We start from the raw sequence: 21,302 nt of genomic DNA on the forward strand, positions 1-21,302 counted from the left end.
TGTTACCACATGGCTACCGCCTTCAGAAATGCCTCAACGACTTGGGGATCATATTGTGAGCCGGAATTTTTTTTAATTTCAGCGAAGGCCGCCTCTTTGCTTAAAGCCTTGCGGTAGGGCCTGTCACTGGTCATAGCATCAAAGGTATCGGCAACAGCAATGATTCTGGCGATGATATCTGTTTGCTCTCCGCTGAGCCCCTCCGGATAGCCTCTACCGTCGTAGCGCTCATGGTGAGACTTTACTCCGGGGATAATATCATTAAAAAATTTAATATATTTAAGAACTTCCTCACCATAAACAGTATGTCTTTTCATTTCATTGTACTCTGTTTCATCGAGCTTCCCCTCTTTGAGCAGAATATTATCCCGAACCCCGATTTTGCCAATATCGTGCAGGATTGCCGCTAATTTAAGGCGCTCCCTTTCCGGATTTGAAAGTCCGAGGAAGTTGCCGATGGCCAGGCTGTACTCCATAACCCTTTTGGTGTGCCCGCCCGTATAAGGGTCCCTCTTATCTATGGTTTCCGCCAGGGTAGAGACAGTCGTCAGAAATGCTTCCTTCAGATTATCATACAAACGGGCATTTTCGATGGCCGCGGCGGCCTGAAGGGTCAGGACGGATAAGAGTTTCAAATCTTCAGCCGTATAGTTGGCCGGTTCTGCACTGCTCAAATTTATGACACCGATGACCCTATCCTTAATCCGCAAAGGTGCGCACATCATCGAGCTCACCTTATGTCTTCCCTCCAGGAAACGAGGATCACGACGTGTATCATTAATAATTTCGGCCTTTCCGCTGAGAGCAATATTGCCGGCTATCCCTTCGCCTAGCTTTAAAGTCAGTTTAGTTTTGGCCTCTTCCCCCAGTCTGGCAATCACCTCCAATAAGCCGTTCTCTTCATTGATAAGCATCAGGGATACTTTATCGGCCTTAATTAACTTATTGACCTCGGAAATAACCAGGATGGCCACTTCCTGGGGACGGAGACTAGCCGCTAACTTCTCGGTTATATCGTATAAGAAAATCAATTCCCGGTATTTTGCCAAAGTCTCCTGCCCTAACTCCTTTTTTTCGCATTCACTCGCGGCGAACAGCATCACTAGCCGGGAAATGGCATAAGCCCGCTTTCCCCCGCTAATCCAGCCAAACTGCTCATCCTGAAACAGCAGCGGATATTTCGTGGTGTAGTCGCTGTCAGAGTCTCCATAAAGTATTCGGCCCTCAACGTTTTGGACTAAAAAAGGTTCCGCACAGACTTCAGCTATCAGAGCATAAACGCCTTTTTTCCGCAAACGTCCAAGATCAAGTTTCAAAACTTTACCCCCCTCAGGGTTTCAAGCTGATATTCTCTCTTCATACGTATTCCACGCTGCTCACTGAACAAGAAGTTCAGTTACCTTCCCCAGAAGCTTATCTATATTGACCGGTTTGGTGAAATAGCCATCTACCCCAATCAGGTAGCCCCTTGCCGCATCTTCAACAATCGAAAGAATCACAACCGGGATGTTCAGGGTCCGGGGATCGTTCTTCAGCACCGCCGCTACATCAAAGCCATTAATTCCCGGCATCATCACATCCAGAAGAATTAAGTCCGGCTCCTCACTATTAACTAAGGCGATAGCTTTCAGACCATCCTCCGCCTCTAAAACAGCATGACCCGCCGCCTCCAATTCCTGACGCAGAAAGATTCTTATATTGGCATTGTCGTCCACCACCAGTATTTTCTTTTCCAGGGTATCCCGGGGACGGTCTTCATTCTTTTCTCTTTCCGGAAGCTGGGTAAACAAGGCTTTGACATCAGCTATTTTTAAATCTGCCTTTCTGGTTATCGGCAGGGTAAAGGAAAAGCAGCTTCCTTTGCCGGGTTCACTCTCCACCCAGATCCGCCCTCCATGGTATTCGACAATTTGTTTGCAGATAGGCAAACCCAAACCTGTTCCTTTAGGTTTGTCGGTCAAGGTATCCCCAATTTGCTTGAACTTCTCAAAGACCTTCTCTTCATCTTCCCGGGCTATGCCTATCCCCTGGTCAACAACGCTTATCATGACCTCCTCTCCCCTTTTCCGGCAAAGACAAGTTACGCTGCCCTCGGAGGTAAACTTAACGGCGTTGGAAAGCAGGTTTATGATAACCCTGATGATCTTTTCCTGGTCACAAACCACTTCAGGCAGATTGTCCTCAATCTCCTTGCTTAGCTTTAGTCCCTTTTGTTCAAACAGAGAGGAAACGGCCAGCATCCCTTGCTGTATAAGGTCGATCAGCGTTGTTTTTTCCATATTCCAGTCGACACGTCCCGCCTCCATTTTGGCGATATCCAAAACATCGTTAATCAGGTTGGTTAAGCGTTCTCCTTCGGAAACAATGATGTCGATGTTTTGTTGGACCTGGTTAACCGTGCGGCTCATTTTCTTGTCCCCGGCTTGAAAATTCGGAAAAATAACTTCATCCAGCCTCTTTTTAATAATTTTGGCAAAGCCCAGAATGGAAGTCAGGGGAGTACGCAGTTCATGAGAGACCGTCGATAAAAAATCAGTCTTCATATTGTCCAGTTCCTGAAGTTTTTCATTAGCCGCCAGCAATTCCTTATTCAGGAAATCCGCCCCTTCTTTAGCTTGACGCAAAGATTCTTCGATAGCTTCCCGCCCCTCAATTTCCAGCTTCAGGTTATGATTGATTTGGCTTAAATCGGCGGTCCGCTGCCTGACCGTATCCTCCAATTCTTCATTCCAGGCGGCTAATTGATCGCGCTGCATCTCAATCTCTTCAGCCTGACCTTGGATCAGGGCCAGACTTTGTTCATTTTGTTTAAACAAATAATACTTGCAGCTTTCCACATGATTCAGACCATTGAAGATGGCGATCATCATATTGCGGCAATTGCCGTAGCCGCAGGAAGAACAATTCACTTCCCGTTCTTCTGGCGTAAGTTTATGCATTAAGTTCCAGATGCCCTCTTCCTCTTCCCGTGCCGGTTGGCGCAAAAAGTTTAATTTTGAGCGGTCGGAATAGCTTCTGGAATAATCCGCCTCCTGGCCGGCAAGCTGCTGAAAAAACGCCTGCAGCTGATCAAGGGAGCACTTATGCTCTGCAATTTGTTTAGCTTTGCGCTCCGTCATAATTTTTTCTATTTGAAACTTCGTTTTCTTATGGCTGACCGCCGGACCACAGTTGCAGCCGTGAAGGCAATTCAGGACATCGACAATGACCGGGGCTTGATGCTGCCGAATATCCCCGGACAATTCCGGCAAGTATTTGGCGTAAAGCTCGTTCGAACCTTCCGCCCGGCCGAGATCATACTTTTTCAGAGGCAGCCCGAAACGTTCCAGGGTCTCCGTAAGCCCGCCCGGCTGACTGTAAAGAACTGCTCTTTCAGCCTCGGGCGTATCGAAATACCCGGCTTCCAAATCAGCCAGGATAATATTCTGCTCCCCTAAATACTTGTCCAGAGACTGAAAAGTCAAGCTGAAGGAAACAACTCCTTTAGTATTGGGGTCATGCACCTCACGCCGTTTGGCTGCGCAGGGGCCTAAAAAGGCCAGTTTGAGCCGACTGAACTGAGGCTGGCTTTTGAGCCAGATTGCAGCGTCAAGAGCCGGCGAATGGGTGGGGGCTAAATAAGGAATAAGTTCCGGATTATAGATTTCGATATAATTTACGATGGCCGGACAAGGCTGGGCAATCAGCGGTAACTTAACCCCCCTTTGCAGGGCTTTAAAATAAAGATAGGTCGTAATTTCCGCCCCAAAACTAACATCAAAAACATTTTTAACGCCCATTTGGCGCAAGGCTGTAATCATCTCCCTGAACCAGGGATCATAATTCACAGCCGCCGAGGGAGCAACCAATACCCCCAAAGGCACACCTGCCCGAAGATCTTCTAAAAAAGCGGCAAAATCATCAACGATAGAGCGGGCATGATGACCTTTTTCGCTGCAAACCCGGACACACTCTCCGCAGCCAATGCAAAGATCCGGCTGAACTGCAATTCCGTCGAGTTCCACAATATTGCAAAGTTTTACCGGACAAACCTGAATACAGGCCAGGCAATGCCGGCATTTTGTTTTCTCTACTCTAACAACTTCCGGTGTAGACACATACTTCCCCCCACTCTAAATCCTCAAAATTTCTCTGGCCTTAGCCACGATTTCATCCGGATTAAAGGGCTTCGTCATATAGAGGTCGGCTCCGACATCCAGTCCCTTTTGCTTGTCAAACTCCTGTCCTTTGGCTGTTAAGAGAATGATGCAGATATCCTGCAGGCCCAGTTCCTTTTTAATTCTGCTGCAAACTTCAAACCCGTTCATTTTGGGCATCATCACATCGAGAAATACCAGGTCCGGGCGTTTGGCTATAATGCTCTCTAAGGCTTCCTGACCGTTGGCCGTAACAATCAGGTCTACTCCTTCATCTTCCAGTTCTTCCAGCGTCTGTTCCAAAAGAATTCGAATATGAGTTTCATCGTCGGCGATTAAAATCATAGCCATCAGCTTCCCCCCTTTCTTAACTCCTAGATTTGCGGAAAGTCTTCATCCGGTTGCAGCAACTGTTCATTTCCTTGACCCTGCCCGTTAAAACCGAATTTTCACAGTTGGAAATTTGGGCCGGCAACAATCCTTAGCTCTGCTGAGACAAAAGCAACAGATCCCTTTTAGTATAGGGGGGAAGACTTAACAGCCACTGAACAGCTTTTCGCCTGAAACAGCTTCGCCGCATCTCAAAATCCGAGTATCAACCCGGATTGACAACCTTTTGGCCTTCAAGCGAGCCTTATCGTTCTCGCCACAGCCTGAAGAAAACACTCTTTTTAAAAGTGTCCCTGGCCTTTTCCTTACCTTCGCGTCCTTCGCTTATCTTTAAGATACCAATAAAAAATTACTCTCTACGCTTTAGCATAAAGAGTAATTTTTTATTTGTGTATCTGCCGTTCGGCGTATTTTACCCCTTAAGGGCTTGCCTTTGTGATCGGATTAATCTACAAAATTTATCTTTTTTCTTTGGCTAACTCCCCGATTTTCTGCAGCTTCAGCGCCTCATAATTCCAGCAATAATTCTTCCAGTTCCTCAGCCAGCTTTTTAAGCATAGAGCATAGTTGCCGATAATCTTCCTCAACGGTATCTAAATCTGCTGTCATGAGAGCTTTTTCCAAACGCTGCGTAAGAGTAAAGGGCTCCTCAGCATGAAAAGGAGATATGGAGCTGGCAAGTTTATGAATTAATAATTGGACTGCTTTGCGATCCCCGTGCTTCCAGTTTTCATTGATCGCTTCCAGCTTCTTGGCATAATCCTCTATGAACTCCTTGCCGATTTCACTCAGAAGAGATACCCCAAATAGTTGAGCCTCCTTGCGAAAAACTTCTTGATTGATCAGCTCCTGCATCCCAGCTGTTTTTCCGCTCTCACTTTTTAGGGCATTCTGACTTTTCTCCGCCGCTATTAAGCCCACAATTCTAAAGAGTTCTTCCTGTTTAACCGGCTTCGACAAATAAAAATCCATTCCAGCCTCCATTAGCTCTTCCCGGTCACCGGCAACCGTTGAGGCAGTAAGTCCGATAATGCAAATTCCGGAATTTTTGCCAAGCTCCCTGCCCCTGATTTGTTTTGTAGCCTCTTTCCCATCCATCCCGGGCATATTCTTGTCCATAAGGACACAGTCAAACTGCTTTTCTTCTAACATATCCAAGAGTTTTTGTCCATTTTCCGCCACTTCAACCTCACAACCGTAATACTCTAAAAGACCTTTGAGGTATTTCTGGCCAATCGGATTGTCCTCGGCAACGGCTACTCTCAAGGGATGAAGATCGATTTCCGTGTTTTCCTGAGCGCAGGCGGCTTCAGCCGCAGCTCTTGCCAATTCCCCATCCCGGCTTTTTTCCACGGCCAAGGGGAGTGTGAAGCGGAAAGTACTGCCTACACCTTCGGTACTTTCTATCTCAAGCCTTCCCTTCATAAGTTCAATCAGCCTCTTGGTAATGGAAAGCCCCAGTCCTGTTCCTCCATACCTTCTCGATATGCTGGCATTAGCCTGAGTAAAACTATCAAAGATTAGATCCTGCTTATCCGCAGGGATACCAATGCCAGTATCTCTGACGGTGATGGCAATTTCCGCTTGCGTCCCCTGAAGGGACTTAAGCATGACGCTGATTTCAACCTCTCCCTGAGCGGTAAACTTAACGGCATTACTCAAAATATTGTTAACTACTTGCTTAATTCGCAGCGGGTCTCCCAGGCAGAAAACAGGCAGATCCCTTCCATACTTGACCAGAAAGCGCAGCTTCTTCTCCTCGGCACTTATTTTAAAGGGATTACAGACCTCCTCCATCAGCTTAACAAGGTTAAAATAGCGTTCTTCCAGTTCCAGCTTATTGGCTTCGATCTTGGATAAATCCAGAATATCGTTAATAATCTCAAACAAAGCTTCCGCCGAAATTTGGAGCATTTCCAGGTAATCCTTTTCAATTCCGCCCTTAATGCTCTTTTTAAGGAGAGAAATCATCCCCAGAATGCCATGCAGAGGCGTCCGTATTTCGTGGCTGATATTAGCCACGAATTGGTTTATGGCTTGGTTGGAAGCCTCAAGCTGTTCGTTGTTCCTGATTAACTCCATGTTTTTAAAATTAAGTTCCTCGGTGCGCTCTTGAATTATTTTCTCCATATTGCGGTAAAGTTCCGCTTTTTCCAGGGAGATCGCAATCTGAGTCGTTAAAAGCCGCAGTACTTGCAGGCGGTTTATGGTAAAAGCTCCGCTAATCAGGTTGTTTTCCAGATAGAGTATTCCCCGCAATTCCCCGTTGGCCACCATCGGCATGCAGATCGCCGACTTGGGAACATACCCTTCCCCATCCTCCGAACCCGCGAATAACTCAGCATTTTCTTCCGGTCTTAAAACTACGATTTCCCCTGTACGTTCAACATACTTGACAAGTTTAAGAGGGATGCTGCCGCTTTTTTCAGCCGGTACTCGCTGATGCACATCTACTCGGGTGTATTCTGTCGTCCCCTCGGCGGTCACAAAAAGTTTTTCTTGCTTTTTAACGATGAGAATGGCCTTCTGGGCGCCGGCATTTTGCAAAAGTATCTTCATTAAAAGCTCCAGCAGCTCTTCCAGAACAATGGTATCTGAAATTGCCTGGCTGGCCTTAATGATTGAAATCAAGTCCAAAGAGTCTGATACACCGGCCATCGGGTTAATTGCCCTCTGTGCGGCTAAGGTTTGCTCCTTCCTGATTATGTCCGGAGATAGAATCCCGGAGTACTTGGCCAATAAATCATTAACCTTCGCTTGCGCGCCCCAGCGGACATAGGTCTCGTAAGCATCGCCTATAAACTTCTTGCCCCAATAGATTCTGCCGATTTCCATGTAAAAACCAGCAGTCAGCTCTTTGGCTAAGGCTTCTTCTTGCAGGAAACCGTTGACTGCGGCCTGTTCAATAGACAAATCATAATAACCCGCCGCTTTAATCTTATTTCCGGTGATTCGTTCCTTCTCAGCCAATAAGAGGTAGAGCTTATTCGAAATATTTTCGGGTGAACTTTTAGCAAGCTTTTTTAAGGAACGAAGGCAATGATTCACGGCAGCGAGGCTCCATAGCCTTTGGCTAACCGGCATAGTCTGCATACCTGCCAGGAGAATCAAGCCTTTGTAAAACAAGAAATTCGGCAGATAAAAGCTCCCTTTAACTCTATCCAGATACACTTCCGCCTGGAACAGGCATTCCGCTGCCTGTTTGGACCTGCCGAAATAATACATTAAGATCATTTTATTGAAATACACTACAAAAGCATTGGTGCGATCATGCGCAGCGGCAATTTGGGGCAAGAGTTTATCACAGTCGCAATAGGGGCCGGCTATTTTGCAAGGGTCATTATTATCGCCCATAAAGTTCAATATCGTTTGCAAGGTTACCTTGCAGCCAAGAATGGCTGAAGTCTGAGCGGTATTCAATAAAGCATTCCAGTGCTGCTCCGCTTCCTTGACAATCTTCGGCAACTCTTTGCCCGCCAAAAAGGCGTAAACAAAATGCAGAAAGATGGAATAGCCTGCTGTAAATACATCCCCTGAAGTCAAGGCGCTTAAATAGGTGGAGGGAAATCCCCCAAGCGAATAGTTTAAGGGTTCCTTAGCGTGCCCGATATTCAGATTGAAGAGTAAGACCGTTTTGCTCTCAAACTTCCGCAAGTTGAGCTTTTCCTGAATATCCCGGGCCAGCCTGCCAAATTGATACCCCTCTTCGGTTTTGCCCATCATCGCGACCAATATATACCCGTAAGCAGCATAAATCACCGGTGTTTCTTCCGTAATACCGTATTTCAAACTGATGCTGAGGGCCTGAAAAACAAAGAGCGCAACCATGTAGGTGCATGAATAAGCGGCGATACCCACGCTGTTTAAAATTTTCAGGATCAACTTCATTTTCTCATCTTCCATAAGCCCGGCACTTCTGAGATCCTCAATAGATTTTCCTTTTAAGGCAGCCCTTGTTTTCAGATATCCGGTCAGCACGTGGTAGAGGGTAGGGTGTTTCGGAATATAAACATCCATCTCCATTAAAATCAAGCGCGCTGTCTCTAAAGCTTTTCGCCAATCCTCTTTTACAACATAAGCTTCAATCAGGACTTCATAAGCTCTGGCCCGATCTAATAAGTTTTGGCAATTCTCAATAGCTGCTCCCGCCAGCGTTTCCGTCAAGTCAACCCTGGCACAAACATACGCTGTCTGGGCAGCTTCGATATAAAGCTCCAAAGTTCTTCCGTAAGAGTTTGCCCAACAATCCGTTTCCAGCAACTCGACAGCAATCAGGAAATACTCCAAAGCCCTCTCATAAGCGGAAGCTCCTTTAGCCTTACTGCCGGCAACAATATTCAAGACAAGAGCAGTCTCCTTTTCTTCCTGCGAAAATAGTTCCCGGGCCTTATTGAAATGATCGATGACCTCGAAAACTCTATCCTTCAGTTCTATGTCCGCTATGTTCTGCAAAAGAAGCTTTCCTATTCTTTTATGAAGATGTTTTTTAGCCTCTTGGTCTAAGAGGGAATAAGCAGCCTGCTGTATTCGGTCATGCGGAAAAAAATACTGTCCCTGCTGAATGAGCAAAAGACCCTCTGCAACCGCCTGGCCTAAATCCTGCCGGATTTCTCCCTGGCTCTTTGCCAGCACAATGGAAATCGTCTTAAGATCAAAGGTATTGTTGATACAGGCCGCAGTCATTAACACTTCTCTGGTTGGCGAGGGCAGTTTGCCTATTTTCTGGATCATCAGCTCAGCTACACTTTCCAGAACCTTTTTTTGGGCGATCTTCTTTTCGTCCCAGAGCCAGGTTTTTTGACTTCTGTCGAAGCAAAGAAGACCTTCATCCTGAAGTGCAGCTAAAAACTGAACTAAAAAGAAAGGATTACCCCTGACTTTTTCGCAGCAAACCTTGGCCAGTTGCAAGGTGACGTCGGGTGAATGGTGCAGAGCCTTGCTCAGTAAATTATTGATATGCCATGATTCTAAGGGTTTCAGGGCAAGGTATTTGGGCCGGTTTACCGATTTCCTGAGATTTTCCAGCATGACTTTAAACTGCGAATTATCGTCTTCTTCCCTGTAGGCCCCTATGACTAAGATGAATTTCTTTTCCTGATCATTGGCAAGATGTTCAATAAGCTTTAAACTTTCCGTATCCGCCCACTTAAGATTATCTAAAAAAAGGCACAGCGTCTGCGACTTTGAGGCAAATAGCTGCATAAAATCCAGCAAGGCCGTGTTAAAGCGAATTTGTGCTTCAAAGGGCGGAAGTATGGGCAGCGGCGCCTGCAAGCCCGTGATCCTTTCAATCTCAGGAATAACCTCAGCTATTAAAGCGGCATTCTCATTTAGTTGTCTTACTATTTTTTCCTTCCAGAAAAGAATGGTCTCCTCATCTTCAGCCAGAATTCGTTTGATTAGAAAACTCAAAGCTTGAATTATTGCGGTATAAGGTCTGTCTCTATGATACTGATCACACTTTCCGCAGGCATATCTGCCATTGTTCTTCCGGATCTCAGAGATCAGCTCATTGACCAGAGAGGTCTTGCCAATTCCCTCCTCACCGCAAACAAGGACAATTTCTAAACTGCCCTGGCCGGCCATTGCCAAACATTCATGAAGAAAACGGAGCTCTTTCTCCCGGCCGTACAGTGTTTTGGGAATTCTCAGCTCTCCGCTGATGTCTTCCGTTGCAATGGCAAAGGACACTATACTTTCCAGCAGATTGTCCTCCTGGAAATTTTTCCTGCATCTTTCCAGGTCAGCTTTTAACCCGCCGGCTGTCTGGTAACGATCCTCCACCTTTTTGGCCAAAAGTTTTGCCACGATGTCTGAAAGAACTTTGGGTATGGCCGGGCTGATTTCCGATAAAGGAACAGGTTTTTGCGCTAAATGTGAATAAACAACGTCCACAGGATCATGAGCAGCAAAAGGAAGTCTGCCCGCCAATATTTGGTAGAAGACAATTCCCAGAGAATAGAGGTCCGCCCGAAAATCTTCTCTAATTTCCAGACGCCGGCTCTGTTCCGGAGAAAAATAGGGCAGAGATTCCGGCGGCCAATTTCGGTCCGGGCTCTCCTCTTTGACTTCGCTGCTTAAGGCTCCTGAAGCAAAGTTTGTGATCTTAAGCCTCATCATTTCCAGATTGACCAGGATATTATAAGGATTAAGCGTTCTATGCAAAACTCCGCAACTGTGAATTTCTTCTAATATTCCGGCCAATTCCACAGCTATGCTTAAAAACTGAGACAGCTCAAGCGGTTGCTTTTCCAAGAGAGTATGCAGAGATTCTCCTGGAAAGTCCTCCATTATCAGGGCGGAAATACTATCTTCCAGAATTAAATCTAAAACATGCAACACGCCTTCATGTGCTATTTTTCGGTTTATAGCATATTCATGTTCAAGCCTGGTAAGAGCTTCCCGAGAGTTGTGCCCCACTTTTAGCAGCTTTATAAGAACACTCTGCTCTCTTTTTTGGTCAAAGCCCCTGTAAATGACAGTATCATAGTTCTCCTGAAGTTTTTCCTTGATTGTATAGCCATCCAGCTGCATAGTCATGCCACCTCGATAATTTAGTTACTTGTTAACTAGATTTTGTTTAATAACTAGTGTTGTTGAGGTTTCAGCATCTCCAGTAATAGGTGTATTCTTTCCAGCATCTTTTTCTGACCTGGCTTCCTCTCTTTAACCAATCCCGTCTGCCTTGTTCAGGAGAATTTCGCTTACTAAGCCGCTAAATCCTGTTTAGGCCTCTGCTTACGAGCGGGAAATATAAAGGCAGCCGCAAAAATCAGATAAACCGCCCCTAAAATGACAGGCACATTGATTCCGGAAGTCGCTGAGGCCAGCATCATCCAGCCATAACCCAGAGGACTTATCATCTGGATCACATTCCCCATGACCCCTAAAAAAGCGAGAGAATTTATGACCCCAACTTTATCCTTAATCTCCGGAATTTCAATAAAGTAATTCATGGCGGCCGGAGAACCAAAGCCATCAAAGAGACCCATCAAAGCCGTGGACAAAAGTATGATGCCAACGGAAGACGATAAGCCGATTATCAAGATTCCCGCTCCCCCCAAGAGGAGCATTAAGGCAACGCTCAATGTTCTGCCCAAGCGTTTGCTCAAGAGTTTCGCCATAGTTGAGCCCAGGTAAATTCCGGCAAGGCCATTAAAAAGATAGCCATAGCTGACCATGATGACCGGGAGGTTCATTTTTTGGACATAGCCTGGAATAAACGCTACGATAAACATTAAGCCGATATTCAAAGGAACCGTGACCATTAGAAAATATTTCAGGACTCTGACATTAAACAAAGCCCGCCAGGTTTCTTTGCCGGATACTTTCTCTTTCGTCTTGACAAGTTTCTCGTTTTCTTGCAACAGCTTCCAGGGTATGTTATAGAAAATAAGTCCCAGGAAAAGCAGCAGGCACAAAGCCGTAAACAAAAAAGCATAAGCTATCCCCGGGGAATTGGCAATAATCGCGCCGATAGAACCACCGCTCATAATGCCGCCCAAAAGTCCGGCATTCATACTGGCAATGTTGTGCCCCGTGCGCTCTTCCCCGTCGGAACCCAAAGAAATTACCGCATTTACTGCATTTTTGATTCCGGCAAAACCAATCCCGCAAATCATCCGGTAGAGTATAAGCTGGATAGGTCCCGCCGCTATCACACAGAGCATATTGCCCACTAGCACAAGAACTCCGGAGATACCCAGGGAGGCCCTCAAACTCAGCCGCCGGAAAAGCCGGGTAAACAGCATCGAAAACAGCATCAGGGTCAGCAATTCCAGGGTCATCGGCAAAGCAGCCGTTACATCTGTCGACAAGCCTAAAATACGGGCATTCCAATGCCGCATGAGGATCGCTGAAAAAGGCATACTGGCGTACATGCCCATGAAGGACAGGAAATTCAAAATACGCAACCCGGTTGAAATATCGGCATACTGTTCCGCGGAGCTGGTGTTAAACTTCTTGCTTCTCCGGAAAATTATTAAATCCGGCAGCCTCATCACCTCATAGATAACAACCGCGGCGACGCTGAGGACGGCAAGAAACTCCAGCAGCATGTTTAACATTTTCTCATTCATATAGGCTTGGGATATCTGGATTTCTACCTTCATGTTCTGATCCTTTGCTTCCGGCGCCAAGGGAGCAGAAATTTGCCAGGTATTGGGCCTTTGCAAAGCCTGTTCAGTATCGGCAACAGTACTATAGAGCCGTATATTCCAGAGCATGGGCGTATCCTGGACCTTAGTAGTCAGATAATCTGAAAGACCGTACATTTTTTCATAGGGAACTCCTTTCTGATGCAAGGCGGAAATTGAATTCTCTATATAGGTTAAGATTCCCTGAGCCCCATTAAACAGAGCGCTTCTTGACTTCGTCTGATACTGATTGTACATCAGGGCGCTCTGCACGCCGATGCCCAGCATGATAATTAAAACAGGAACCAGCCTGATCACACGCTGGTGTTTTGACCAGAAGGCCGGCTTTCCGGGGTTTTTCCCTTCAGGATCGCCGGCAGCCTCATTCTCCAAGGGGGCCCGGAGGAAATAAGCCGTCAGCAAGATAAGCATAACCAGCATCGTCCACAAGGATAGTTGGAGATTTTCCATTTGTTCCGGCTTAAGTGCCTGGCTAATAGCAGCTGAGGGATAAATTAACATAAAACTGCCCGCCAGGACATTATCCTTGTCGAAAATCGGCAGGATCAAGATGTCGTAGGGCGCCTGCATTATCGCCAGATACTTCTGACTTTTAGGGAAAGCCGCTATTTTTTCCGCTACCTTGGGGTTTTGCACAGCCGCAAGGTAAGTTGTTTTATCCGCAGAATTGTCAAAGGAGGTATAGAGGACTTGCCCCTTACTGTTGGTGATCACTTCTTTCACACCCGCCGGCAGCAAATTGGTGAGTTTGCCAAAGATACTTCCGACATCGTAAAACGAATCTAATTTCTTGCCATATTTTATGGAACCTTCAATTTCGTTGACCACCTGACCGGCTACCACACCGTAATATTGCTGGGTGATTTCCCGGTAACTGCTTTCAAAATCAGAGGAACTCATCCACCAGACGAACAAAAGCCCTATAATTATCACCACGGTAAAAATCGCGATATACCATTTGCGGTTTGAACTGATCTTCAAAAAATCTCCCCCTGTCAAGCATAATGCGGCCGCATTTTTCTGGTTGCCGTGGCCTTCCTATTGCTTTTGACTGGTATAGATGTGTTCGCAGGACAGCAGCATTTCAAAGCTTGGCGTAAAGCCGATCGTTTCGGCCGTGTCCAGGTTCAGGCTTAAATACGGAGAACTAACGTACTCCTGAGACAAATTCCCCGGTTTGGCCCCATTAAATATTGAGCCTATTGTGCTGGCTACAAAAGCGCCCGAGCCAATATAATCCTGGGGAGAGAGCAAAATTAAGGCGCCATTTTTCACAAAATTGTCTCCCGCCTGGACAAAGATCGGAATCTTGGCCTGATAAAAGATGGAAAAAAGGTCCTTGATTTTCGAATCGTCCGTAATGATATTGGTGTTTATCAGATAGGCGTCAATTTTATCGTTTTGGATCATGTTTTGGTAAATATTTTTTAGATTTGCATAATAGGCCCTGATATCTGCCGGGTTACTGCTCGTAAGTTCGGGAATCTTTATTGCGGTAATCTTAAAGCCATTGGCTTTCGCAGCCTTTTCATAATCGGGAATCGAGTCAATAATTTCGTTGTTAAAAACCATCCCGATATTTTTAAAATGGATAGTATCATAATAAAACTGGAGTTGCCGGGTAAAAGCCGCGGGATCAACCTTAGCCCAAATATTTTTATCCCCGGAATCTGTCGCCGATTTAATAATGCCCGACCCTATGGGGTCCACACTGCCATAAACAAGCAGCGGCACTCCCAGATTCAGCTTTTTGACAAATTGCCCGGGCCAGGTACCCATGGCAAAGACCAAATCAATCTCATGGTTTTGGACATGCTTCCTTAAGCTTTGGGCCACTGCCGCCTCCCCTTGGTCTGCCAGATAATAATTTGTTGAGGTGTTAAACTCGGCGTATTGGCCCAGATCCTGCTTGGCCAGCCAGTCAACCAAGGCTTTGGCATCGACATTGTCCGCATTGAAGGGTAATGAGTCATAGTTTAGCCAGCCGTCTTGTTTTAGATTTTCTATAACATAATAGAGCATGCTTCCGGTAACCGGATAAGGATTAATATCGACATAAGCAATGCGGAATTTGCCTCCTCCCGGCTTTTTAACCGGAGCGGAAGGAAACCTGTGGAGCCCGGACTCGCTGGAAATATCCACTTTTTTCTGATTCTGCACTTGATTGCTTTCCAGAGTTGACAAACTGCTGCACCCGGAAACAAACAAGGCAGTGACTAAGAACGTGATAAAAAATTTCCTTAAAATGATTCCTTTGTCTTTCATTTTCTTACCTGCTATTCTTAGTTTTTTGTGCCTTTTAAGGCAAATATAAGGTGCCGTTTTTCATGCGGTACACCCACAAAATATCCTGCTTTACTTTTGCGTAACCGCTTTTAACTATAGTTTGAGCTGAGATTCGGTTGCTCTTCTCAATAAACGCGTAAAGAACGGAGCTCTTTTCCCAAAGCACGGCGTGAATTCGCTTTGTCAGCTCACTCCCCAACCCCCGGCCGCGGAATTTAGGCAGTACAAATACCGGTCCGATTTCCCCATCCTTATGCTGCATTAAATAAGCCGCCTTCTCACCTTGATGCAATAAGCCCAGCCCGGGACCGTGCACTATCCTGTCAGAAATATACCGGGCATTTCCAAATTCTTTATCGTTATAATTCCGGAGAATGAAGTCCAGCCAATCTATATCCAACTTGACAACTTCAAAATCACCAATGGCCCAACTATAGGGGATATAGTTCTCTTTCTGCATGATGTACAATTCATACTCACTGACCACAGCCTGAGGAAATTTCCCTAATATTTCAGGCTTATAATTATTGGGTGTAATCATAAACGTATCAAGCTTTTCCCCTCCCTTTTCCAGCAAGGCTTCCAACTCGTCCCATTTTTCCGTGGCAATCATATAAGTTCCGCTGGCTTTATCCCGGAGGCATACGGAATCGCCGATCACCTCTGCCTCCTCATGACATTCTCTTTCCACCACATTAATAAGCGGTGCATATTGTTCCTTGTTTCTCTGTAGTTTGAGCAATAACACTTCTTTGCTTAGATTTTTAGTTTCGCCGGTTACTGCTTTAGGCATCAATGCTGTTCTCCTTTTCAAGTTTGAGAATTTTTCCGGCGTCTTTCCGCCTGTAGTAGACGGCGGTAAGCCAATAAGCGGCTGAGCCGCTGCACACACAGGCCGACAAAAGCATTGAAATACGCCATAAAAAGCGGTTAAAAAAACTGTTAATGTAGCCTTGAGATACCGCGGCTGTGATTTTGTTATTCCGGTCCAGAGTTAATGAGGTTACAATTTTTAACTCACTGATGTTTCTGGCCAGCCAGCCGTTTAGGTCATATATCCGGTCAGCCGAAACTCCTTTGGCAATGATCGTGTCTACTTGACTTTGCAGAGACTGAGCCATTTTATCAGCCGCCTGGTGAGCGGCATCATTGACAACAGAGTAAAAACTGGTTAAGACTAGGCCGGAATCAAGGGCGGCGGCCAGTGTCACGGTGATAAAGAGAACTAAAAGCAATTTTAAAGCGATTGGTTTTTGGGTATCAGGCCGAATCCTTCTTATGATAAAAAGGGCAATTCCCAACAGCTCCAGAGCTATCATAAGCGTTTGTACCATGTTCTGCTTGTCGTAGCTTGCAAGCGTATTGTTTACCGCATTCTTGTCAATGCACATAATTAAATAGCCGACAACAATTCCGCCGCCGTTATTGATGAGTTCTGTCAAATAGTAGTGGCCGGCGTCTTCAGTCATCGTATAGAGTTTCCCTGCCGAGTACTCCGCTTCCCGGGGAATACTCAAATTAAGCTGTTGGGGGTTCAGCCCGCTCTGATAGAACAGCTTGGCGTCTGTGGCAACGATATAAGCCCCTTCCATATAGGACGAGCAGGTCTGCACATTCTTAAGGGTGGTCTGCATATCATAAAAATTATCCAACTGTCTGCCGTACTTTATATCGTATTCAACCTGACTGATATACTGGCGGGCTTCCAGAGAAATGCGCATAAAGGTTAAATCCTCATACACCTCCTGAATAGAGAGATTTTTGATGATCAGCGAAGCGCACATCACAACTGAAAGCAGCGCCACCAGGGCTAGGGTAAAGCGCAGTTTGATTTTTGCCATGATAATTCTCCTGTACGTTTTTTTAGACTATTAAGGAACTTGAACCGTCATTGCAGGAGTCATGGTTATCTGGATAACACCGCCGAAACTGCATATCGCTTTGCTGGAATTATTAAGCGCCGGCTTGCCGCCTATCAGTACCGTCGGAGATCCCGGCAGCCACGGAGCCGGCATAGGAGTGCAGGGCATCGGTGTCAGAACTCCCAAGGCGGCCGCAGTAGCCGAAGCCACCGCAGGATTGGCTAAGGATGTACAGAGGCCAAAGGGCAGCGCAGGCAAATCCATAATGGTCGCCGCCGGCTGGTTCACGGCCAGTACCGTTGGTGCGCTGGTTGCCAGGAGCGGTACCGGTGCCGCTCCGAAAGAACACGTACAGAGAGCTGTATTGACTGTCAGCATTCCCATGATAAACCTCCCCTGCTTAGTTTCTGAAGTTGAGCCGCTGACTAATCCGCTCTAAGACTCCCGCTTCTACAAGCGGTGAGTTAAGAGCGGCTAAGTCCCTGTCAAAGCTCCAGATCAAGCTTATTTTCCCGCTTCACCTCAATCTCAAAGGTCCGCTTGAGGCTTTTTCCGGCTGAATTCCGCAGCAAAACATCGATACGAGCCTTTTCACCTTTTAAGTCCGGCAGTGCCGTAAAGAAGCCGCCCTCCGCTGAAGTTGCACATTCCACGGCCTCTACCAAAGGAGTTCCCCGCGCATGGCTAAAGGTTATTCCTCTCGCCAGGGGATACATTCCGTCCTGGCCGGCATATTCGGTAATAAAGCAAAACTCCCGTTTCTCTTCCTCTTTAGCTTTAATCAGGTAATTTCCCGGTATGGAAAGCTGACGTCCGGATACGGTTGCAAAAAGCTTAAGACAGCTGTTCCCGGCTTGAGCGGAATCCTCGGCTATCTTCAGCACCTCACCCCCGTCTTCAGGAAGCAGGTAAAAATGCTGTTCAGCCCAAGCCTCTCCCCCTCTGGTTATTCTGCCAAAAACCGTTGTCACCGGCCCGCCAAAAGGATATTTCCGCGTTGGATTCAGCATAAGGTGGATCATGAGATAGCCCTTGTTTGCTTCAGGAATATCCGCAACCAGCCTTTCTGTCCGGAAAAAGGGTGAACCAAGCTCGAAATCAGCTTCACCGGGATCAAGATCTGTAAAGATAAAATAACCTCCCGCTTTGTATAAGGGCCGTCTCCGCTGCTTGTTTAAAAGAAAACTTACTTCCGGGGCCAGGAGAGCCCTTTTTCGGAAACGATCTGTAAGCCGGAAAATGACCGAAATATAGGTATGCATGCTGCCCCCCCTCTTTAGCGCTTACTGTTTCTGGCGAAAATCGACACGTGCGCTGCTTACTCTGCTGCTCACAGTTCTGGTCCGGTTGGACTCAATACTCAGGGAAGAGAGATAAACGGCAAAAGACGGCTTTATGATCTTGCTGGCAGTGTTCCAGATCTTATTCAGCTCATCATTATTGAGCTTTAGATATTGCAGCTGCAATGGAGTCCCACTATTGGCCAGCGACCCTGTAAGTTTGTCTGCAGGAATAGCCGGGGTATCCCATACTATCTGCATAGCACGCCCCAGGATGCGGTATTCATCTGTCAGCCTGGTCTGGATAGGCGCTTTAGAATGAGCCGATATAAGAGCGTGACAGCGCAGCTGCATAGAGACGTAGCGTTCTGAATTGGGATTGGCCGGATCGAGGACATAACCTGAATGGATGCCTGTGTCATAATAGTGCTCAATATTATAGAGCCAAACCGTCAGTTGGAAATCCTCAGGTTCCTGAGGCAGACATAAGCCAATCTTTTCCGGCGTATCGATGGGCAAGGGTGTGATTTCTCTTCTGAACAACTCTACGAGAGACTGCCCGGCTTCATAAATGGCATTATAATCGCCCATTGCTGGAACAACTCCTTTTCGCCAAGTTGCGGCGGTCTAATTACTGGAAGAGCGAAAAATCGGATTCGGTAATTTTTTCAGGGTGCGGGAAATATCTCCCTGCAGGCTGCAGTCTAAGCCGTACAATAACTTGGAATAATCGGCTTTCCCCTCCAGAGCATTAATGCGGGCTTTTTCCTTATCAGCCTGCGCACTCTCCAAATCAGCCTGGCCGGCCTTGCCGGTTTTAAAGTCATTCTCTGTCTGGTTTAACTTATCTCCGGCCTTAATATAGTCTGCAATCAAATTTCCCAGGTTACTGAAGGCGACAATGGCATCGTTTAGTTGCTTCTCCTGAGTCTGGTCTGCCGAGGGGGGAAGAGACAGCTTCCCGGCATCTGTGATCAGGTAGGCAGCTTGATAGTCAAAGTCGGGGGCAATAGCTTGTCCTGTTAACTTCTGAAATTCTTTTTTGCCATTGTCCACCTTCATTTGCTGAAAGTTTAAATCAAATTTGTTCTGCGTAACTTCTTGACGCCAGCTATCCAGGGTTCTGGCGTCAATTTTTCCCATCTTAAACTCCATGTCTGCTTGGTCCGCTTGCTGCTTGAGCATTGCCTCTTCGGTTTCTAAAGACGCAACCTTTGCTTGGGCGAAATCCAGATCGATTACCGTATCCGCCACATTTAAAGCGGTCGTGTTTGCTTGCGCAACATCCGCCGCGGACTGTGAATTGACACTCCAGGCGGCCTGAACAGCCTGATTAAGGGTGCCGATGCCTGAATCGGCGGCAATTAACGGTCCTCCCGGAATTATCGTTAAAATCAAAGATAAGACCACGAATAAGGCAATCTTTTTTCTCATGCTTGAGCCTCCCGCTATAAATTATTAATAGTCAAGACTGGCAAAGTCCCCCATATCAAGTCCCAGATCCTGGAAATAGACAGCATCTTTCTGTAAAGCAGCACTGTCTAACGGTCCTGTACTCAGCGCTTGCGCCGTTGCTTGCGCTGCGGGTCCGGCCTGTGTCCCGGCTGGTTTTGGGGCCGAAGGGTAGTACTCGACCATAACCACATCACCTGTAGTGGGATTGGTCCAATAGGTTACTCCATACCCGGCATAATTGGCTTTATAAAACTTCGTGGCATCTGCCCCGGCTCCCAATAGCTGGAGGATAGTTCCATCGATTGCCCCGTCTCCCTTCGGGCCGACTTCATAAACTCCCGGAAGTTTAAAATCCTCGGCACTTTGGATCTTGGTAAGACTGCCTATTTTAGGGACCGTGAAAACATCGCTCAATTTTGCCGGGTCTTTATCGTTAGCATAGGCTAACTTCAGCACCAAACCGGAGGCCTTATTGTAGAGGTAAAAATAATCCGTCTGGGACGTATCCTCTGTCAAGCCGCTGGTAAAGGCTTTATAGATTTCTTCGACTTTCAGATTGAATAACTTGCCAAAAGCTATGTCGTTGTTTTCAAAGGCGCCCGTATAATTTAAGCCTGAAGTATCCTCGCTGAGAGTTCCGTTTCCGGACATCATTCCGACCAAAAAACTGCCGTCGTAATAGAGCGAGCCCTGATTATACAGCTTTCCTTTGCCATCATAGAGGCCGTTAAGAAAAGAGCCGTCATAGACCAGCTGACCGTTACTGTCGTAATAGCGTCCATTGCCGCTAAATAGCCCTTCAACAAAATTGCCTTCATAAATAAGGGGTCCCTTCTTGTCAAACAGCTTACCTTGACCCGAGTATAAACCTGCGCTGAAAGACCCCTTGTACTTGATTTTTCCGCCTTGAGCGTATTCGGTTCCATTTCCTTCAAAGACATTTTGAGCAAAAGAGCCGTCATAAGCCACACTCCCGTCGGAATAGTACTCTTTGCCGTTGCCGGATTTTTGATCGTCTTTCATATCGCCCTCATAGAACAGCTTGCCTGCTTGAAAAATCTCTCCTTTCCCGTCCATCTTTCCCGCCGCAAACTCTCCTTTATAGGTACTTCCGTCATTAAGCAATAAGTCTCCCGCTCCCTCATACAATCCGGCTTTAAAGCTTCCTGTATAAATCTGTTTGCCGTCCTCCGCATACAAGGTTCCACTGCCCTCATATTGGCCATTCACATAATTGCCGATATATTCCGGCCTGCCGTTTTTATAATATTCTTGGCCCAGGTCAATGTACTTGCCATCCTTCAGGCGCCCCTTAAACAGGAGATTTTCCATTTTTTGCTCATAAAAGATGGCAACCTTGCCGGTATATTTGGGAATCTGCGGCTGCCCTGTGTAGAACTTGGCGGTTAAAAACATACTGACTACCCAGGGCCAGGCGACGAAATAAACCAGCAAAGGTATGGCAATCAAAAGTGTAAGAATAATGATCAGCAAGGATTTGGCGATATACATTTGTCCGGCATCGACATAATCTTCCCGCTTCTCCGGCTTCAGCTTAAACTTGGCCAATAAGGACGAGAAAAACTTAGGAATCCGGTTTAAGAGCTTGCTGATATTGGTTAAGCTTGAAAGTTTGTATCTGAAAATCGTAAAGGGCCGCAAGAGCACACTTTTAAGTGTCCTGTACAACATCTGAAGGTTTCTGATAAGCAGCTTAAGAAACATGGCAACCTCCTA

The 21,302-nt window shown here is 46.4% G+C and carries 13 protein-coding genes; all 13 read right to left on the reverse strand.

The features are described 5' to 3' along the window. Window positions 1-2: 2 nt before the first annotated feature. Window positions 3-1,316 (reverse strand): HD-GYP domain-containing protein, encoded by a 1,314-nt coding sequence (locus REC12_RS24050; protein WP_308898578.1) that lies wholly within the window; start codon window positions 1,314-1,316, stop codon window positions 3-5. 60 nt (window positions 1,317-1,376) lie between these two features. Next, window positions 1,377-4,097 carry a [Fe-Fe] hydrogenase large subunit C-terminal domain-containing protein gene (locus REC12_RS24055; RefSeq protein WP_308898579.1) on the reverse strand — a complete coding sequence of 907 codons (2,721 nt, stop codon included), beginning with the start codon at window positions 4,095-4,097 and terminating at the stop codon, window positions 1,377-1,379. 15 nt (window positions 4,098-4,112) lie between these two features. After that, window positions 4,113-4,487 carry a response regulator transcription factor gene (locus tag REC12_RS24060; RefSeq protein ID WP_308898580.1) on the reverse strand — a complete coding sequence of 125 codons (375 nt, stop codon included), beginning with the start codon at window positions 4,485-4,487 and terminating at the stop codon, window positions 4,113-4,115. Window positions 4,488-5,033: 546 nt separating this feature from the next. Then, window positions 5,034-11,060 (reverse strand): AAA family ATPase, encoded by a 6,027-nt coding sequence (locus REC12_RS24065; RefSeq protein ID WP_308898582.1) that lies wholly within the window; start codon window positions 11,058-11,060, stop codon window positions 5,034-5,036. Between the two features lie 173 nt (window positions 11,061-11,233). Further along, window positions 11,234-13,663: an MFS transporter gene (locus REC12_RS24070; RefSeq protein WP_308898585.1), complete on the reverse strand. Its 2,430-nt coding sequence runs from the start codon at window positions 13,661-13,663 to the stop codon at window positions 11,234-11,236. Window positions 13,664-13,720: 57 nt separating this feature from the next. Next, on the reverse strand, window positions 13,721-14,947 hold the full coding sequence (locus REC12_RS24075; RefSeq protein ID WP_308898587.1) for an ABC transporter substrate-binding protein: 1,227 nt from the start codon (window positions 14,945-14,947) through the stop codon (window positions 13,721-13,723). Window positions 14,948-14,981: 34 nt separating this feature from the next. Continuing rightward, the gene (locus REC12_RS24080) at window positions 14,982-15,761 is read right to left on the reverse strand and encodes a GNAT family N-acetyltransferase (RefSeq protein ID WP_308898589.1); all 780 of its coding nucleotides are present in this window, start codon (window positions 15,759-15,761) and stop codon (window positions 14,982-14,984) included. Next, window positions 15,754-16,809, reverse strand: coding sequence for a hypothetical protein (locus REC12_RS24085; RefSeq protein ID WP_308898590.1), 1,056 nt, complete (start codon window positions 16,807-16,809; stop codon window positions 15,754-15,756). The genes REC12_RS24080 and REC12_RS24085 overlap by 8 nt, the downstream gene beginning before the upstream one ends. Window positions 16,810-16,839: 30 nt before the next feature. Continuing rightward, window positions 16,840-17,214, reverse strand: coding sequence for a DUF4280 domain-containing protein (locus REC12_RS24090; protein WP_308898591.1), 375 nt, complete (start codon window positions 17,212-17,214; stop codon window positions 16,840-16,842). 101 nt (window positions 17,215-17,315) lie between these two features. Then, on the reverse strand, window positions 17,316-18,092 hold the full coding sequence (locus tag REC12_RS24095) for a hypothetical protein (protein ID WP_308898594.1): 777 nt from the start codon (window positions 18,090-18,092) through the stop codon (window positions 17,316-17,318). 21 nt (window positions 18,093-18,113) lie between these two features. Continuing rightward, window positions 18,114-18,701, reverse strand: a complete 588-nt coding sequence (locus tag REC12_RS24100; RefSeq protein ID WP_308898595.1) for a Pvc16 family protein — start codon at window positions 18,699-18,701, stop codon at window positions 18,114-18,116. A 36-nt stretch (window positions 18,702-18,737) separates the two neighbouring features. After that, window positions 18,738-19,544: a hypothetical protein gene (locus REC12_RS24105; RefSeq protein ID WP_308898597.1), complete on the reverse strand. Its 807-nt coding sequence runs from the start codon at window positions 19,542-19,544 to the stop codon at window positions 18,738-18,740. Between the two features lie 24 nt (window positions 19,545-19,568). Next, the gene (locus REC12_RS24110; protein WP_308898598.1) at window positions 19,569-21,290 is read right to left on the reverse strand and encodes an MORN repeat-containing protein; all 1,722 of its coding nucleotides are present in this window, start codon (window positions 21,288-21,290) and stop codon (window positions 19,569-19,571) included. Window positions 21,291-21,302: the final 12 nt, after the last annotated feature.

It is taken from the genome of Candidatus Desulfosporosinus nitrosoreducens, assembly GCF_030954495.1.
GTDB lineage: Bacteria > Bacillota > Desulfitobacteriia > Desulfitobacteriales > Desulfitobacteriaceae > Desulfosporosinus > Desulfosporosinus nitrosoreducens.

Excerpts from the sequence above, each read along its gene's own strand:
- REC12_RS24060 (WP_308898580.1), bottom strand. The coding sequence starts at position 4,487 with ATGGCTATGATTTTAATCGCCGACGATGAAACTCATATTCGAATTCTT.
- REC12_RS24065 (WP_308898582.1), bottom strand. The coding sequence starts at position 11,060 with ATGCAGCTGGATGGCTATACAATCAAGGAAAAACTTCAGGAGAACTAT.
- REC12_RS24075 (WP_308898587.1), bottom strand. The coding sequence starts at position 14,947 with ATGAAAGACAAAGGAATCATTTTAAGGAAATTTTTTATCACGTTCTTA.
- REC12_RS24080 (WP_308898589.1), bottom strand. The coding sequence starts at position 15,761 with ATGCCTAAAGCAGTAACCGGCGAAACTAAAAATCTAAGCAAAGAAGTG.
- REC12_RS24085 (WP_308898590.1), bottom strand. The coding sequence starts at position 16,809 with ATGGCAAAAATCAAACTGCGCTTTACCCTAGCCCTGGTGGCGCTGCTT.
- REC12_RS24090 (WP_308898591.1), bottom strand. The coding sequence starts at position 17,214 with ATGGGAATGCTGACAGTCAATACAGCTCTCTGTACGTGTTCTTTCGGA.
- REC12_RS24095 (WP_308898594.1), bottom strand. The coding sequence starts at position 18,092 with ATGCATACCTATATTTCGGTCATTTTCCGGCTTACAGATCGTTTCCGA.
- REC12_RS24100 (WP_308898595.1), bottom strand. The coding sequence starts at position 18,701 with ATGGGCGATTATAATGCCATTTATGAAGCCGGGCAGTCTCTCGTAGAG.
- REC12_RS24105 (WP_308898597.1), bottom strand. The coding sequence starts at position 19,544 with ATGAGAAAAAAGATTGCCTTATTCGTGGTCTTATCTTTGATTTTAACG.
- REC12_RS24110 (WP_308898598.1), bottom strand. The coding sequence starts at position 21,290 with ATGTTTCTTAAGCTGCTTATCAGAAACCTTCAGATGTTGTACAGGACA.